Source organism: Streptomyces sp. NPDC047014, assembly GCF_040644195.1.
Lineage (GTDB): Bacteria > Actinomycetota > Actinomycetes > Streptomycetales > Streptomycetaceae > Streptomyces.
Window position 1 is genome coordinate 1 of sequence record NZ_JBEYVX010000016.1, and the last position, 15,808, is coordinate 15,808.

The following is a 15,808-nucleotide window of genomic DNA, read 5'->3' on the forward strand; positions in this document are numbered from 1 at the left end:
CCCGCCCGGGGGCCCCCCCCCCCCAGGCCGGCCACCGGGGCCTTCCGCATCCCCATCCCACGGGATCGCGAACGCCTGCGCGCGGGGGGTGTGCGCGCGGGCGCGGTCAGAGGCGCTGGATGATCGTGCCGGTGGCCTGCGCGCCGCCCGCGCACATGGTGATCAGCGCGAACTCCTTGTCGCGGCGTTCCAGCTCGTGCAGCGCGGTGGTGATCAGCCGGGCGCCGGTGGCGCCGACGGGGTGTCCGAGGGCGATGCCGCCGCCGTTGACGTTGACCTTCTCCAGGTCCTGGCCGAAGACCTGGGCCCAGCTCAGGACGACCGACGCGAACGCCTCGTTGATCTCGACGAGGTCGATGTCCTTGAGGGACATCCCGGCCTTGCCGAGCACCGCCCGGGTCGCGTCCACCGGCCCGTCCAGGTGGAAGTGGGGGTCGGCGCCGACGAGGGTCTGGGCGACGATCCGGGCGCGCGGCCGGAGCTTGAGGGCGCGCGCCATCTTGCGCGAGGCCCACATCACGGCGGCGGCCCCGTCGGATATCTGCGAGGAGTTCCCGGCGGTGTGCACGGCGGTGGGCATGACGGGCTTGAGCCGGGCCAGGGCCTCCATGCTGGTGTCGCGCAGCCCCTCGTCCCGGTCGACCAGCCGCCACATGCCCTGCCCGGCGGCCTGCTCCTCCTCGGTGGTGGGCACCTGTACGGCGAAGGTCTCGCGCTTGAAGCGCTCCTCGGCCCAGGCGGCGTTCGCCCGCTCCTGGGAGAGCAGCCCGAGCCGGTCGACGTCCTCGCGGGTCAGGCCCCGCCTGCGGGCGATCCGCTCGGCGGCCTCGAACTGGTTGGGGAGGTCGACGTTCCACTCGTCCGGGAAGGGCTTGCCGGGGCCGTGCTTGGAGCCCGAGCCCAGCGGGACGCGGCTCATGGACTCCACCCCGCAGGCGATGCCGATGTCCATGACCCCGGCGGAGATCATATTGGCCGCCATATGGCTGGCCTGCTGGGAGCTGCCGCACTGGCAGTCCACGGTGGTCGCGGCGGTCTCGTAGGGCAGGCCCATGGCGAGCCAGGCGGTGCGCGCCGGGTTCATCGACTGCTCGCCTGCGTGGGTGACGGTGCCGCCGACGATCTGCTCGACGCAGTCGGGCTGGATTCCGGTACGGGCCAGCAGTTCGCGGTAGGTCTCGCCGAGCAGGTAGGCGGGATGGAGATTGGCGAGGGCTCCCCCGCGCTTGCCGATGGGGGTGCGTACGGCTTCGACGATGACGGGTTCCGCGGCCATGAGCTCGTCCTCTCCTGCACAACGCGGCGTGGCGGGCCGTCCCGGCGCCCCGCCCTGAACTAGTACGCGTTCTAGTTCTCCTCGCAGTCTTATGACCTGGACCCCTGGCACGCAAGGGTCTTGCACGCGCCCTGCACGGATTCCACACGCAACAGTTGGCGCGCCGACCCTTGTCACTTGTGGAACTCGTTACTACCTTCAAGCCAATTCTGATGGTCCGTCAGACCCTGGAGTCGCCCGATGTCATGCCCCGCGCTCCCCGACGGCTTCGACGCCACCGACCCCGACCTGCTCCAGGCGCGGATCCCCTACCCGGAGTTCGCGCGGCTGCGGCGGACCGCGCCCGTGTGGTGGTGCCCGCAGCGCCGGGGCGTGACCGGTTTCGACGACGAGGGCTACTGGGCCGTGACCCGGCACGCGGACGTCAAGTACGTCTCCACGCACCCCGAGCTGTTCTCCTCGACCGTCAACACCGCGATCATCCGCTTCAACGAGCACATCCAGCGCGACGCCATCGACGCCCAGCGGCTGATCATGCTCAACATGGACCCGCCGGAGCACAGCCGCGTCCGCCAGATCGTGCAGCGCGGCTTCACCCCGCGCGCCATCCGCGGACTGGAGGCGGCCCTGCGCGAGCGCGCGCGGCGGATCGTCGAGGAGGCGGCCGCCACGGCGGCGGACGGCAGCTTCGACTTCGTCACCCAGGTGGCCTGCGAGCTTCCGCTGCAAGCCATCGCCGAACTGATCGGCGTACCGCAGAAGGACCGGTCCAAGATCTTCGACTGGTCGAACAAGATGATCGCCTACGACGACCCGGAGTACGCGATCACGGCGGAGGTCGGCTCCAACGCCGCGATGGAGCTCATCGGCTACGCCATGAACCTCTCCGCGCAGCGCAAGGAGTGTCCGGCCCAGGACATCGTCACCCAGCTCGTGGCCGCCGAGGGCCAGGGCAACCTGGGCTCCGACGAGTTCGGCTTCTTCGTGCTGCTCCTGGCGGTCGCCGGGAACGAGACCACACGCAACGCCATCAGCCACGGCATGCACGCCTTCCTCACCCATCCCGAGCAGTGGGAGCTGTACAAGGCCACGCGGCCCGCCACCGCCGCGGAGGAGATCGTCCGCTGGGCCACGCCGGTGGTGTCCTTCCAGCGCACGGCCACCCAGGACACCGAGCTGGGCGGCCAGAAGATCAAGGCGGGCGACCGGGTGGGCATGTTCTACTCCTCCGCCAACCACGACCCCGAGGTCTTCGCGAACCCGGACGTCTTCGACATCACCCGCGACCCCAACCCCCACCTGGGCTTCGGCGGCGGCGGCCCGCACTTCTGCCTCGGCAAGTCCCTGGCCGTGATGGAGATCGACCTGATCTTCAACGCCCTCGCCGACACCCTGCCCGGCCTGCGGTCCGCCGGCGAGGAACCGCGGCGGCTGCGCGCGGCGTGGCTCAACGGGATCAAGGAACTGCGGGTCAGCCACGGCTGATCCGCCGTCCGAGTGGCGGACTCACCCGAACGGGGTGATCCTTACTGACAGCGGCGATCCAGCCGAAGGGGCGCCGGGGCGAGGTGCGCCCCGGCGCCCCTTCGGCCTGCGGGTTGTTCCGGGGGGCTGGTCCGGGCGGGGAGCCGGGGGCTGTTCCGGGGAGCGGCGCCGGTCAGGGCGCGCGCAGGATCGCGCAGGTGGTCGTCCCGTGCGCGTACAGCTTCCCGTCGTGCGTGCCCGTGACCCGCGCCTCGGCGGTGGCGGTGGTCCGGCCCACGTGCAGGGCGGTGCCCTCGCAGCGCAGGGCAGGGGTGTCGGCCAGCACCGGCCGGATCATGTGCACGCCGAGCTGCACGGTGGTGTAGCTCGTGCCCGCCGGGAGCAGGGTCATCACGGCCGAGCCGAGCGCCGAGTCCAGCAGCGTGGCCAGGAATCCGCCGTGGACCGTGCCCATCGGGTTGAGCAGATGGTCGCCCGGATCTCCCTCGAAGGCGGCGAAGCCCTCGGCGGCGTCGGTGAGCCGGAAGCCCAGGGTGCTGGCCATGGACGCGCCCGGCAGCTCGCCCTTGAGGCTCGCCCGCAGGATCTCCAGCCCGCTCATGCCGAGGATGTCCGGGGTCGTCTCGGGCCGGGGCTGCCAGGTGTGCGTACGGCTGCGCAGCGGGGCGCCGGGCCCGGAGGCGCCGGACCCGGAGGCGCCGGTTTCGGAAGCTCCGGTTTCGGAAGCGTCGATGTCATACGTGGTCATGCCCACGACCCTAGGCGCGCGGGACAGCACGGCGGGAGTGTCGGATCCGGCAGCCTGCGCATCGATTCCGACACTTCCGGCGCAGCCGCGGAGGCCGCTACGGTGGAGCCGTGAAAGTCGCCGTACTCGCCGTCGACGGCGTCTTCGACTCGGGCATCTCGGCCGTCCTCGACGTCCTGCACACCGCCCACGCCCTGCGCCGCCGCGTCACCGGGGCCGCGCCGCCCGCCTTCGACATCCGTACCGTCGGCGTGCGCCGCCGCGTCCGCACCGGGCTCGGCCACCGCATCGACACCGAACCGGTCACCGCCGCCCGCGACGCCGACCTGCTCGTGGTGCCCGCCCTGATGGAGCGCCGCCCGGAGCTGCTGGTCGAGGCCGTGGCCTCGGACGCGTACCGCCCCGTCCGGCGGATCCTCACCGAGGCCCGGGAGCGCCGTACCCCGCTCGCCACCGCCTGTACGGGAACGTTCCTGCTGGCCGAGTCCGGCGTACTGGACGGGCTGCGGGCGACCACCAGCTGGTGGCTGGCCCCGCTCTTCCGCGACCGCTACCGCGCGGTGACCGTCGAGGAGACCCGGATGGTCGTCAGCTCCGGCGGGATCACCACCGCCGGCGCCGCCTTCGGCCACCTGGACCTCGCCCTGTCGGTGGTCGGCGGGCGCAGCCCCGCCCTCGCGGACCTGGTCCGGCGCTACCTGATCGTGGACGACCGGGCCTCCCAGGCGGCGTACGCCATCCCCAGCGCCCTCGCCCACCACGACCCGCTCGTCGCCGCGTTCGAGCAGTGGGCGCGGGCCCGGCTCGCGGAGCCCGCGCCCATCGCGGAGGCGGCCCGGGAGCTCGGCGTCAGCGAGCGCACCCTCCAGCGCGCGGTGGCCCGTACCCTCGGCCGTACGCCCGTCGGGCTGGTCCAGGACCTGCGGGTGGAGCAGGCCGAGCACCTGCTGCGCACCACGGACCTGCCGCTGGCGGCGGTGGCCCGGCGCGTCGGGTACGAGAGCCCGGGCCCGCTGCGCACCCTGCTGCGGCGGCGGCGCGACGGCTGACCCGTGCTGACGGGCGTCCTACGGGGCGTCCTACGGGCGTGATCCGGCCACGGGTTCGGCGGCGGCGGGTGCCGATGCCTTCGACGCGCCCTCCGCCCCCTCCCCGCCCTGCTGCTGCGCCGGGAGGCTCACCCGCAGCCCGCGCGGCCCGGACAGGACGTGCACCAGCCCGAAACCGGCGGTCACCACGGCCGCGCCGCCCACCGCGTCGAGCACCCAGTGGTTGGCGGTGGCCACGATCGCGCAGACGGTGATCAGCGGGTGCAGCGCGCCCAGCAGCTTCTGCCAGCCCTTCGGCGCCAGCACCACGATCACGATCCCGCACCACAGCGACCAGCCGAAATGCAGCGAGGGCATCGCCGCGTACTGGTTGGAGATCGCGGTCATGGCCCCGTACGAGGGGTTCGCGAGGTCCTGCGGCCCGTGCACGGTGTCCACGAAGCCGAGACCGGGCATCAGGCGCGGCGGCGCGAGCGGGTACAGCCAGAAGCCGGTCAGGGCGAGGACGGTGGCCAGGCCGAGGGAGGCCCGCGCCCAGCGGTAGTCCGCGGGGCGCCGCCAGTACAGGACGGCCAGGATCGTCAGCGGCACCACGAAGTGGAAGGAGGTGTAGTAGAAGTTGAAGAACGCCTCCAGCCAGGGCGTATTCACCACGGCGTGGTTCACGGCGTGCTCGATGTCGATGCCGAGCGCCCGCTCGGCGGCGAGGATCTGCGCGCCGTTGCCCTCGGCGAGCGCGCGGCTGCTGGGGGCGGCCGCGCGGATGTGGGAGTAGAGCGAGTAGCCGACCCGTATCAGCAGCAGTTCCAGCAGCAGGTTCGGGCGGGACAGCGCGCGCCGCCAGAACGGCAGCAGCGGCACGCGCGACCAGCGGGCGGCGGCGGGCCGCCCGTACGCGGTCGGGACGGGATCGCGCCAGTACGGCGAGGTGCGCGGCAGGAACGGTACGGCGCAGGCCGCGGCCAGCGCGGTCAGCAGCAGCACGTTGTCCCGTACGGGGGCCAGCGCGGCCATGTTCGGCAGCAGCACCTTGCTCGGCAGGCTCATCGCGAGGACCACGGCCACGGGCCACACCCGGCGGTCGGCGGCCCGCTTGCCGACCCGGCCCGCGACGGCCAGCAGCACCCACAGCAGCTGGTGGCGCCAGCCGGTCGGGGACACGGCGACGGCCACGCAGCCGGTGACGGCGACGGCGAGCAGCAGCTGGCCGTCCCGCGCGTACCGGACCGCGCGGCGCAGCCCGAACCAGACGACGGTGCCCGCGAGGGCGGCGTAGAGCAGGATCTCGGCGGGCCCGGTGAGGCCGAGGCGCAGCAGCGCGCCGTGCAGGGACTGGTTGGCGAGGCCGTCGGGGGCGCCGCCGAGGCCGGTGCCGGCCAGGTGCTGCACCCAGTACGTCCAGGAGTCGCGCGGGAGGGCCGCCCAGGACAGCGCGGTGGCTCCGGCGAAGCTCACGGCGGCGCTGCGGGCGGTGGTGCGGCGCCCGGTGAGCCAGAGCAGCGGGGCGAAGAGCAGCAGGGCGGGCTGGAGCGCGGCGGCGAGGCCGACGAGGAAGCCGGCGGGCCGCTCCCCGGGCACGCGCAGGACGGCGAGCAGCACCAGCAGGACGGGCAGGACGCCGGTCCGGCCGGGCGAGGCGGCCTCGCGGACGGGCAGCGAGGCCATCATCAGGGCGGTCAGGACGGGCGCGGCGAGCAGCGCGGTGCGGCGCGGGACGGGATCGGGCAGCCCGCGGGCGGCGACGAGCCCGATGGCGGCGACGCACAGCAGGGTCACGCAGGTCCAGACGACCTCCAGCGAGGGGGCGTCGAGGCCGACGAGCGGCTTGAGGACCAGCCCGGCGAAGGGGGTCCCGCTGAACTGGCCGGCGTCGTAGAGCGAGCCGGGGAGGCTGCCGGGCAGGTGGAAGGCGTTCAGCCAGTCGCCGGGCGGCACGCGCAGCGCGGCGGCGGTCTGTCTGACGGCGAGGACCCCGGCCAGCGCCCACAGCAGGAGGCGCGCGGCGCCGAGTCTGCCGCCGTCGCCGTCACCGCCTATGACCCCGGCATGTCCCTTGACACCGCTGTGCTCCGCCGCGTCCGCCACGCCTCGCCGGCCTCCCGCCCTGTTGACCGCAACCCCGACTACGCCTGGCTGCCGCGCTCCCTTGTGCGGATGACGATATCCCGGGTGGGGGGCGGGGGGTGGGGGTGCGGGAGGGGGTGTGGGTGGGGGTGCAGGTGGGGGTGTGGATGGGGGCGCGGGTGGGGGTGCGGGTGGGGGTGCGGGAAGGCGGCCCTCCCGGCGCTTTGACGGAGGGTTGACAGGGGGATGTAGGAGACTGCGTGAACTGAACGTGGTCGAGGCCGGGGCGGACGGAGTGCCCGGTCCGCGGGTGAGGAGAGATGCAAGTGCCGAGCGTGGTCAAGATCAACGCACTGACGGTTCCCGCCGAGCAGCGGGAGATCCTGGAGCGGCGGTTCGCCTCCCGGGCCGGGGCGGTGGAGAGCTCGGACGGCTTCGAGTGGTTCGAGCTGCTGCGGCCGGTGGAGGGCACGGACCAGTACCTGGTGTACACGCGGTGGCGCTCGGAGGAGGACTTCCAGGCGTGGATGGAGGGGCCGATGAAGGCGGCTCACCAGGGCGGACAGGGCGGTCCGGGCGGCGCCGGGGAGGGTGGTGCGGGCGGCGGCGGCGAGCGGCCGAAGCCAGCGGCCTCCGCGTCCACGGTGTGGTCGTTCGAGGTCGTGCAGCAGGCGGCGCCGAAGAAGGCGGAGGAGCCGGGCGCCTGAGTCGGCGCGGGGGGCGGGGCGGTGACGGGGGCGGGGCGGTGACGGGGGGGGCGCGGCGGCGGGTGGTCGCTCAGCTGAGGGCGCGGCGGCGGGTGGTCGCTCAGCTGAGGGCGGTGCCCCAGAAGGTGTCCTCCTCGTCGATGTCGGCGGTGCACTGGTCGATGTCGGTGATCTTGTGTCCGACGACCGTGATGAAGAGCCCCTGCCGGATCTCGATGCCGCGGTCGCCGCGGTCGGCGCGCGCCGTGTGGAGCGTCATCACATGGCCGCGGCCGTCCGCGAGCACCGATTCCAGGTCCAGCCGCAGGGTCCCGCCGGTCTCCTCGGCGAGGCGGCGGTAGTGGTCGAGGACGTGTTCCCGGCCCTTGTGGTGGCCTGACATGGGGTGGCCGCCGGGTACGTGGTGGATCACGTCGGCCGTCATGAGCGTGCCCAGCGTCTCCATGTCGCCTTTGCCGAAGGCTTCGTAGCCGCGGCGGATGAGGGCACAGTCCGGATGCTCTGCCATGGCGGTTCACACCCTCCGGGGTGAGCGGTTCTCCTGTTTCTTTTCCTGTTTTCCTATCATCGGCCCGGCATTGTGGATATTCCACGCGGCACCTCGCCCGCGCGCTCCACACTGAGCGCATGGACATCACTCACGGCAACCACACAAGCACGCGGGACCGTATGAACAGCGGGGCCGGCGCGGGACGGACGGGACGTCCGCCGCTAAGGGGCGGCGTGATCCCGCTTGGGCGAGGCGTCATAGGGCTCCTCGCTGTCGGATCCGCAGAGCTCCGTATTGAGTTCGCGGACGAGCTGGAACAGATCGGTCGGGCGGTCCGGCCCCCACCAGTCCCCGAGCAGTTCGGCCAGGGAGTCCTGCCGGGCGGCGGCGAGCTTCGCGGCGGCCAGGCGCCCCCGCGCGGTCAGCAGCAGCGCGAGGCCGTCCCGTACGGCGAGACCGCGCTCCTCGACCTGACGGGCGGCATCCGTGATCACCTTGATCGGCACCTTGGCGCTCTCCGCGAGCAGCGCGGGTTCCGCCGAGCCGTATTTGTTGATCCGCAGCAGCAGCCAGCTGGCGGCGGGCAGCAGGTCGTAGCCGGCCTTCGCGGTGATCTTCTCGTACACATGCCTACGTCCTTCCCGCGTCCCGAGCACCGACAGCGCGCGGGCCACCTCCTCGTGCGAGGAGCGGTGGACGGGGTTCGATGCCAGGGTCTCGGTCACATCGGGCGCGGTGACGGAGGCGCGGAGCTTGTCCTCCTTGAGGAACCAGGCGATCACGAAGGCCACCAGAACCACGGGCACGGCATAGAGGAAAACGTCGGTGATAGAGCTGGCATAGGCGTCGAGCACCCGCGGACGGAGCTCGGCGGGCAGCGCACCGATGGCCCGGGGATCGGCCTCCAGCTCGGCGATGCTCACGCCGGGCGGCAGGGTGGCGCCGGCGAGGGAGGACGAGAGCGAGCCGTCGAGTTTCCGGGTGAACACCGTCCCGAAGATCGCGACGCCGAAGGAGGCGCCGATGGAGCGGAAGAAGGTGGCCCCGGAGGTGGCGACGCCGAGGTCTGCGTAGCTGACGGCGTTCTGCACCACCAGCACGAGCACCTGCATGACCAGACCGAGCCCGGCACCGAAGACGAAGAAGTAGACGCTCATCTCCCAGGTGGAGCTGGTGCGGTGCAGCTGGTGCAGCAGAAGCAGCCCGAGGGCGGTGACGGCGGTCCCGGCGATGGGGAAGACCTTCCAGCGGCCGGTGCGGCTGACGATCTGGCCGGAGGCGGTGGAGGAGATCAGCATGCCGATCACCATCGGCAGCATGTGCACGCCGGACATGGTCGGCGAGACGCCCTGGACGACCTGGAGGAAGGTCGGCAGATACACCATCGCCCCGAACATCGCGAAGCCGACGACAAAACTGATCGCGGAACACAGCGTGAAGGTCCGAATCCGGAACAGCCCCAGCGGCAACACCGGTTCGACGGCTTTACGCTCCACCATCACAAAAACACCGAGCAGCACAACGCCGACAACGGCGAGCCCGACAATCCGCGCCGACCCCCACCCCCACGTACCGCCCAAGGAGGCAATCAGCACGAGGCAGGTGGCAACACAGGCGATGACAAACGTCCCGAAGTAGTCAATGGTGTGCTTGGCGCGACGTGCCGGAATATGCAGCGCGGCAGCGATCACAACCAGCGCGACAAGCCCGATGGGCAGATTGATGTAAAAGACCCACCGCCAGGACAAATTATCGACGAACACCCCACCCAGCAGCGGCCCGAGCACACTGGTGGCCCCGAAAACGGCACCGAAGAGCCCCTGATACCGGCCGCGTTCCCGAGGCGGGACGATGTCCCCGACGATCGCCATGGACAGCACGATCAGCCCACCACCCCCGAGCCCCTGCAGAGCCCGGAAACCGATCAGCTGAGCCATGTCCTGAGCCACCCCGCACAGGGCGGACCCGACCAGGAAAAGCACGATGGCGTACTGAAACAGCCTCTTCCGCCCGTACTGGTCACCGAGCTTGCCCCACAGCGGCGTGGCGGCGGTGGAGGCGAGCATGTAGGCGGTGACGACCCAGGACAGATGGGCCATCCCGCCGAGCTCGCTGACGATGGTCGGCAGGGCGGTGGAGACGATGGTCTGGTCGAGCGCCGCGATCAGCAGCCCCAGCAGCAGGGCGCCGATGGAGACCAGCACCTCCCGGGAGCTGTGCTCCCCACCGGGCCCGGCCTTCCGCGGGCCACGACCGGGATCCACACCCGCCGGGGTCACATCCTGAGCCATCGACGCCTCCTCAGGCCGGATCAACATTTCCATCCTGAGCGGTGTGTCCGGTTATGGCCTCTCGGGCGGTTGGGCGCCCCCGAACGGGTCTGCATAATCGCAGGCAACAAGCCCAGGGAGGGAGCCCAGTGACCGGTGAGCACTGTCCAGATTGCGCCACCAACCCCGCAACCTGCGACTGCCAGCCCCCAGTAGGCTTCAACCCCCTCCGCATCCGCCCCTACCTCAACCTCCCCACCTCGGCCCCGGACCCGGAGCCAAGGGCGGGCGACCAGGGCACGCGGCCGGACCCGGCGACAGACCGCACTGCGGCACCGAGTCCCGACACGGGCACGGCAGGACCCCGACGCGGCGTCCCGAGCCACGACACACCACCGGGGCCATGGTCGGGCACGGCAATGGACGCCGGGGCTGGGCGGAGCCGGGGCCAGGACGCGGCAGCGCGCCACGCCAACCCGGGGTCGAACGTGTCGGCAGCCAGGAGCGGAGAGCCGGGCACCGGCACAGCACCGGGCCCGTGGCCGAGCACGGCAACGGATGCTGCGGCCGGCCCGGACCGGGGCCCGACCGCAACCCCGGGCCAGGGCGCGGCACCCGGACCGTGGTCGGGCGAGGCGATGGATGCTGCGGCTGGGCGGGGACAGGCCGGGGGTGCGGCACCGGGCCGGAACGCAGCAGCCGGCCACAGCACCCCAACGTCGAGTGCGCCTACGAGCCAGGGCTCGGCAACGAGCCGCGGCCCGCATGCGGACTCGACCGCCGCGGCGGGCTGGGCCGCAAGCACGGCGGCGGCCCACGGCACAGCGCCGGGGCGGGACGCGAATACGGGGTCGAGCGCGGCGCCGGGGTCGGGCAGGGCGGCGGGCACGGACGCGGGCGCACCGGCGCGGGACGCGGCGGCCGGTCACGGCACCCCGAAGCCGGGTGCGGCCACGGGCCAGGGCTCGGCACCGAGACCGGACCGGGGCACAGGCGCTTCGGCAGCGCCGCGTCCAGCGGCCAACCAGGACGCCGCGCCGAGACGAGGCGCGGCAACGAGCCCAGGCGCGCACGCGAACGAGCACGCGGCGGCGGGCCGGGACACAAGCACGGCGCCGAGCCACGGCACCGCGCCGGGGCGGAGCGCAGCTCCGAGGCCGGGCTCGGCTACGGGTGCATGGCAGGGGCCACCCCAGGGCTCAGGCACGTCCACGGGCCGAGGCGCAGCACCGGTCCCGCACACGGCGGCGGGCCACCCCGCCCCGGGATCCGGTGCGGCGGCGGGTCACCCCACAGCAAGGCCGAGTACGGCCGCAGGCGGCATGACCACGGGAGCGGCAGCCAGCCACGCCCCGGCAACGCACACAAGCGCGGGAGCAGCCCCAGGCGCGGGCCCGGCAACGCCCCATGACGACACCCCGGCCTACGGCATACCCGTCGGCCCACCAACCGGCCCCTGGCCGGAGGACCCATGGCAGCCCGCGCCCACGCCGCCCCCGCACCCGGCCGAAACCATGCGCCTCCGCGCAGTCCCGCCGCCCGGCCCGGCAATGAACCACGGGGTGGGCCCCGCCATGGGCTCCACGTCCAGCGGCGGTCTCAACGGAAAGGGCGGGGGGCGGGACGAAAACTGGGGGCCGGCGGATCCCCGATCCGGCCGTTCCACCCGCCGCCGCCCCCTGGCCCTCCTACTCGGCGCCGCCGCAGCCGTCGCCCTGAGCGGCACAGCCGTGGCCGTCTGGGCGCTCCCCGACTCCACCGAAACCACAGCCGCCCTGGCGGAGCCCACCCCTCCCACCCCCACAACCCCCGCTCCAGCCGCCCCCACCACCACCTCACCCTCAGCCACCCCCTCCCGTTCACCCTCGGCCTCCCCTTCCCCCAGCGCATCAAAGTCCGCCTCCCCCTCCGCCTCACCGACCCCTTCCCGCTCAGCCACCACCTCCCCGTCCCCCACCCCCTCGGCTTCGGCCACCCGCTCGCCCACCCCGCCCCCGGTGGCCCAGGCCCCCGTACTCCGCTACGGGGACACAGGCCCGGAGGTCGAAAAACTCCAGCGCCTCCTCGCCGGCAAGGGTCTGTACCGCGGAAAGTTCAACGGACAGTTCGACTGGCGCGTGGAGCGGGCGGTCTCCACCTTCCAGTTCGACCGCGGCATCGACGGCAAGGAGTGGGGCTACTACGGCCCGCTGACCCGCAAAGCCCTGGAAGGCTGACAGCACCCACAAAAGACACCCACAAAAGAAACGGGACGGGGGTCACACACCCCCAGGTGGCGTAGACCGCCCCCGGTTTTGTATCGTGAAGGAACAAAGTGGTTCCGCCTTCACTCCCTGACCGGTGGGCGGAACCACTTGTTCTCTTTTCCCGCCCGTCTGGAGCCCCCCGATGTCGGCCAGCACCACGACCGCGCCCCTCGTCCTCACCGCCAAGGCCCTCCTCCTGGACATGGACGGCACCATCGTCAACTCCGACGCGGTGGTCGAACGCTGCTGGCGCGAATGGGCCGTCTCCCACGGCCTGGACCCCGAGGAAGCCCTCAAGGTGGTCCACGGCCGCCAGGGCTACGCCACCATGGCCGTCCTCCTCCCGGACCGCCCGATGGAGATCAACCACGCCGAGAACGCGGTCATGCTCGCCCGCGAGACCGCCGACACCGACGGCGTGATCCCCATCGAGGGCGCCCCCGCCTTCATGGCCGCCCTCGACGGCCTCCCGCACGCCCTGGTCACCTCTGCCGACGCCGCCCTGGCCACGGCCCGCATGACCGCCGCCGCCCTCCCCCTCCCGGCGGTACGCATCACGGCCGAATCCGTCCAGGCCAGCAAGCCCGACCCCGAAGGCTTCCTCAAGGGCGCCGCCGCCCTGGGCGTGGACCCGGCCGACTGCATCGTCTTCGAAGACTCCGCCGCCGGCATAGCCGCAGGCCAGGCAGCAGGCATGCGCGTCATAGGAGTAGGCCCCCGCGCCGCCTCCCACTCCCCCACAGCCCACATCCCGAACCTGACCGCCCTAACGGTCACCCCCGTCGACGGCTCGATCCACCTCACGCTCCCCCCGACCCCGTAACCACCCCACCCCCGGTCCGGCACCCACGCGCGCGGCCCTCCAGCCTCCCCACCCCCGCCAGCACACACCTCCCGCACAAGCCTCAGCGCAGCCCGGCGCGCCCCTCTCGTAAGGCTCCCGGGGACTGGCCTGGTGAAGCGGGTCGCGCCCAGCGTCGTACTGCCTCTCGCAAGGCCCCCGAGGGACTGGCCCACGCCCGCCTGCAACGCTTCCGGGGACGCAATCTGGTCTCCGCACGGGCGCAGCACCCCTGCCCCCCGCCTTCACTTACGGGCCCTCGCACGTGTCGCAACCCACCCGTGGCGATGCCTTCGGACTTGCGGTCTCGCACCTGGTCTCCCCACGGGTGCAGGACTCCTGCCCGCCCAACGCGCGCCCGAGGCGCACCTTCACACATGGACCTCCACCCAACGGGCCCGCGCGCGCCTCAGCCTGCCGACGACGCCTTCGGGCTCGCGTTCGCGACCTCCCCTGAGCTGAGGGCGCCCGCCCACCAACCGCCCGTGGCGGGGGCGGCCGCCTGGGGAGGCATGCGCTGGGAGGGCCGGATTCCGGCGTGGGGGTCTCACCCACGCGCAACTCCGGTCCCACCACCGGACCCAGCCGACGCGCCCGATCCCCTACGGCTCCCCCCTGAGCTCAGGACGCCCGCCCGCCGACCAGCCGCACCCGGCGACCACCTTTCGCGTACGGGCCTCAAGACCCCGGCGCGGGATCCCGGCCCTCTCAGCGCATGCCTCCCAGGCGGTCATCCCAGCCACGGGCACGCTCACCCGCGCGGAACTCCAGGCCCACCACCGGACCCAGCCGACACGCCCCGATCCCGCACGGCTCCCCCCGCGCTCAGGACGCCCGCCGACCAGCCGCACCCGGCGAGCACCTTTCGCGTACGGGCCTCAAGGCCCCGGCTCGGGATTCCGGCCCTCTCAGCGCATGCCTCCCAGGCGGTCATCCCGGCCACGGGCACGCTCACCCGCGCGGAACTACGGGCCCACCACCGCAGCCAGCCGCGCGCCCGATCCCGTACGGCTCTCCCCGCGCCCGCACGCTCCGGCCCGTCGGCACGTCCCGCCCGGCGCGGACCCACCCCGCACGGGGCGCCGCCCTACTGCCCCACCCGGCCGTCGATCCGCTCCCGCAGGAGATCCGCGTGGCCGTTGTGGCGGGCGTATTCCTCGATCATGTGGACCAGGACCTCCCGGAGCTCCACCGGCTCGTCCCCGCCCGTACCCGTGACGTGCACCCCCGGCGCCCGCGCGACCAGTTCCTCCGCGAAGGCGACCTCCGCCCGCCAGGTGGCCCACGCGTCCGCGACCAGCGCCGGATCCGCGAATGCCCCCGTGAACTCGCCCGCCGGTTCCGCCTCCGAGCGGTAGTGCCGGCGTATCTTCTGGCCCGCCATGACCTGCCGGAACCAGTACTGCTCCACTCCCGCCAGATGCCGTACGAGGCCCAGCAGCGACAGGTCGGACGGCTCCACCGAGCGCCGCGCCAGGGCCTCCGCGTCGAGGCCCGCGCACTTGAGCTCCAGGGTCAGCCGCTGGTCGTTGAGGTAGCCGACGAGCACGTCCCGCTCGCCCCGGAATCCCCCGTCGGTACGGGGGTCCTCGTCGGGGTGGACGAACATGTTCGACCAGCCGAACCCCCGCCCCTCGGCGGGCATGACCCCTTCGCCGGGTTCGGCGGGCACGCTGGCCACATTGGGCCCAGCCGCCACGCCCGCACCGGCGGACTCACCCTCGGCAGGCGCAGCGCACGCGCCGGACGCGTCGGAAGCAGCAGAAACGGTGCGGGCGGCAGCGTCAGCGGAGTCGGTCACGCGCCCGAGCGTGATCGACAAGGCGCGGCACCCGCAACGGAATTTCCGCCACCGCCCACCGCGCCCCGCTTCCGGCACCGCCCGCCCAGCCAGCGGCTCAGCCCTCCGCCTCAGCCCGCAATTGCCTCGTACAGCGAGAACACGGCCAGCGCCCCCATAACCCCCGCCGCCACCTTCGTGATCAGCCGCAGCGGCACGTACTTCATCAGCGTGCGCCCGCCCAGGATGCCGATCCCCGCCACCGCCCACAGCGCCAGCACCGCGCCGATGCCGACCGAGACCGGGTCGTCGTACCGCGCCGCGAGGTTGGCGGTCATGATCTGGGTCAGGTCACCGAACTCCGCCACCAGGATCAGCATGAAGCCGGCCCCCGAGACTTTCCAGAAGGACTGGTCCGCCGGCGGCTTGACCTCCTCCTCCTCGCCGTCCTTCTTCAACAGCAGCATCGCCGCCCCCAGCAGGAACAGGACACCCACCACCGCCTGCACGAGCCGGTGCGGCAGCAGCGTCAGCACGCTGCCCGCCGCGATGGCGAGCGCGACGTGCACGGCGAAGGCGGCGGCGACACCCGCGAAGACGTACGAGGCGCGGTAGCGCGTGCCGAGCATCAGGCCGGCGAGGGCCGTCTTGTCGGGGAGTTCGGCGAGGAAGACGACGCCGAAGGCGATCGCCGTGATGGTGATGCTGAACACGGAGGAGGAACCTCAATCGGTCGGGCAGGACGCCATCGGTACCGAGAGACCTGGGATGTGTCAGGGGTCGCTTCGGCTCGGCGGCGCCCTGGCTTGGCGTATGCGCGTACGGAACGCGCCCACACCGGGACAGGACACT

12 protein-coding genes are annotated in these 15,808 nt (G+C 72.8%); 5 read left to right on the plus strand and 7 right to left on the minus strand.

Annotation, left to right across the window (positions count from 1 at the left end; genetic code table 11):
- Nucleotides 1–106: 106 nt before the first annotated feature.
- Nucleotides 107–1,276: a steroid 3-ketoacyl-CoA thiolase gene (locus ABZ873_RS12590; protein WP_360869374.1), complete on the minus strand. Its 1,170-nt coding sequence runs from the start codon at nucleotides 1,274–1,276 to the stop codon at nucleotides 107–109.
- 240 nt (nucleotides 1,277–1,516) lie between these two features.
- Here ABZ873_RS12590 and ABZ873_RS12595 point away from each other — a divergent pair, with 240 nt between their 5' ends.
- Nucleotides 1,517–2,761 (plus strand): cytochrome P450, encoded by a 1,245-nt coding sequence (locus tag ABZ873_RS12595; RefSeq protein ID WP_360869377.1) that lies wholly within the window; start codon nucleotides 1,517–1,519, stop codon nucleotides 2,759–2,761.
- Nucleotides 2,762–2,933: 172 nt separating this feature from the next.
- Here ABZ873_RS12595 and ABZ873_RS12600 read toward each other — a convergent pair whose 3' ends face one another.
- Nucleotides 2,934–3,509, minus strand: coding sequence for a PaaI family thioesterase (locus ABZ873_RS12600; protein WP_360869380.1), 576 nt, complete (start codon nucleotides 3,507–3,509; stop codon nucleotides 2,934–2,936).
- Between the two features lie 110 nt (nucleotides 3,510–3,619).
- Between ABZ873_RS12600 and ABZ873_RS12605 the strand changes: the two genes are divergently transcribed.
- Nucleotides 3,620–4,558, plus strand: coding sequence for a helix-turn-helix domain-containing protein (locus tag ABZ873_RS12605; RefSeq protein ID WP_360869383.1), 939 nt, complete (start codon nucleotides 3,620–3,622; stop codon nucleotides 4,556–4,558).
- A 30-nt stretch (nucleotides 4,559–4,588) separates the two neighbouring features.
- Here the strand turns inward: ABZ873_RS12605 and ABZ873_RS12610 are convergent, their stop codons facing one another.
- A complete protein-coding gene (locus ABZ873_RS12610; protein WP_360869386.1) occupies nucleotides 4,589–6,643 on the minus strand; it encodes a bifunctional glycosyltransferase 87/phosphatase PAP2 family protein in 2,055 nt (684 codons plus the stop codon).
- Nucleotides 6,644–6,942: 299 nt separating this feature from the next.
- Between ABZ873_RS12610 and ABZ873_RS12615 the strand changes: the two genes are divergently transcribed.
- Nucleotides 6,943–7,329, plus strand: a complete 387-nt coding sequence (locus tag ABZ873_RS12615) for an antibiotic biosynthesis monooxygenase (protein ID WP_360869388.1) — start codon at nucleotides 6,943–6,945, stop codon at nucleotides 7,327–7,329.
- A 100-nt stretch (nucleotides 7,330–7,429) separates the two neighbouring features.
- Here the strand turns inward: ABZ873_RS12615 and ABZ873_RS12620 are convergent, their stop codons facing one another.
- Together ABZ873_RS12620 and ABZ873_RS12625 are read right to left on the minus strand one after the other, a co-directional pair.
- On the minus strand, nucleotides 7,430–7,837 hold the full coding sequence (locus tag ABZ873_RS12620; protein WP_360869391.1) for a nuclear transport factor 2 family protein: 408 nt from the start codon (nucleotides 7,835–7,837) through the stop codon (nucleotides 7,430–7,432).
- A 203-nt stretch (nucleotides 7,838–8,040) separates the two neighbouring features.
- A complete protein-coding gene (locus ABZ873_RS12625) occupies nucleotides 8,041–10,110 on the minus strand; it encodes an MDR family MFS transporter (RefSeq protein ID WP_360869393.1) in 2,070 nt (689 codons plus the stop codon).
- Between the two features lie 1,976 nt (nucleotides 10,111–12,086).
- On the opposite strand from ABZ873_RS12625, the gene ABZ873_RS12630 reads away from it, so the two are divergent.
- A complete protein-coding gene (locus ABZ873_RS12630; protein WP_360869395.1) occupies nucleotides 12,087–12,305 on the plus strand; it encodes a peptidoglycan-binding domain-containing protein in 219 nt (72 codons plus the stop codon).
- A gap of 172 nt (nucleotides 12,306–12,477) precedes the next feature.
- The gene (locus tag ABZ873_RS12635) at nucleotides 12,478–13,158 is read left to right on the plus strand and encodes an HAD-IA family hydrolase (protein ID WP_360869398.1); all 681 of its coding nucleotides are present in this window, start codon (nucleotides 12,478–12,480) and stop codon (nucleotides 13,156–13,158) included.
- A gap of 1,105 nt (nucleotides 13,159–14,263) precedes the next feature.
- On the opposite strand, the gene ABZ873_RS12640 is transcribed toward ABZ873_RS12635, so the two are convergent.
- Together ABZ873_RS12640 and ABZ873_RS12645 are read right to left on the minus strand one after the other, a co-directional pair.
- A complete protein-coding gene (locus tag ABZ873_RS12640) occupies nucleotides 14,264–14,785 on the minus strand; it encodes a DinB family protein (RefSeq protein WP_360869618.1) in 522 nt (173 codons plus the stop codon).
- 302 nt (nucleotides 14,786–15,087) lie between these two features.
- On the minus strand, nucleotides 15,088–15,669 hold the full coding sequence (locus tag ABZ873_RS12645; RefSeq protein ID WP_360869400.1) for a TMEM165/GDT1 family protein: 582 nt from the start codon (nucleotides 15,667–15,669) through the stop codon (nucleotides 15,088–15,090).
- Between the last annotated feature and the right edge of the window lie 139 nt (nucleotides 15,670–15,808).

What these genes read in the sequence shown, in the direction of transcription:
- ABZ873_RS12590 (WP_360869374.1), bottom strand. Translation starts at nt 1,276, where the DNA reads ATGGCCGCGGAACCCGTCATCGTCGAAGCCGTACGCACCCCCATCGGC.
- ABZ873_RS12595 (WP_360869377.1), top strand. Translation starts at nt 1,517, where the DNA reads ATGTCATGCCCCGCGCTCCCCGACGGCTTCGACGCCACCGACCCCGAC.
- ABZ873_RS12600 (WP_360869380.1), bottom strand. Translation starts at nt 3,509, where the DNA reads ATGACCACGTATGACATCGACGCTTCCGAAACCGGAGCTTCCGAAACC.
- ABZ873_RS12615 (WP_360869388.1), top strand. Translation starts at nt 6,943, where the DNA reads ATGCAAGTGCCGAGCGTGGTCAAGATCAACGCACTGACGGTTCCCGCC.
- ABZ873_RS12620 (WP_360869391.1), bottom strand. Translation starts at nt 7,837, where the DNA reads ATGGCAGAGCATCCGGACTGTGCCCTCATCCGCCGCGGCTACGAAGCC.
- ABZ873_RS12625 (WP_360869393.1), bottom strand. Translation starts at nt 10,110, where the DNA reads ATGGCTCAGGATGTGACCCCGGCGGGTGTGGATCCCGGTCGTGGCCCG.
- ABZ873_RS12635 (WP_360869398.1), top strand. Translation starts at nt 12,478, where the DNA reads ATGTCGGCCAGCACCACGACCGCGCCCCTCGTCCTCACCGCCAAGGCC.
- ABZ873_RS12640 (WP_360869618.1), bottom strand. Translation starts at nt 14,785, where the DNA reads ATGTTCGTCCACCCCGACGAGGACCCCCGTACCGACGGGGGATTCCGG.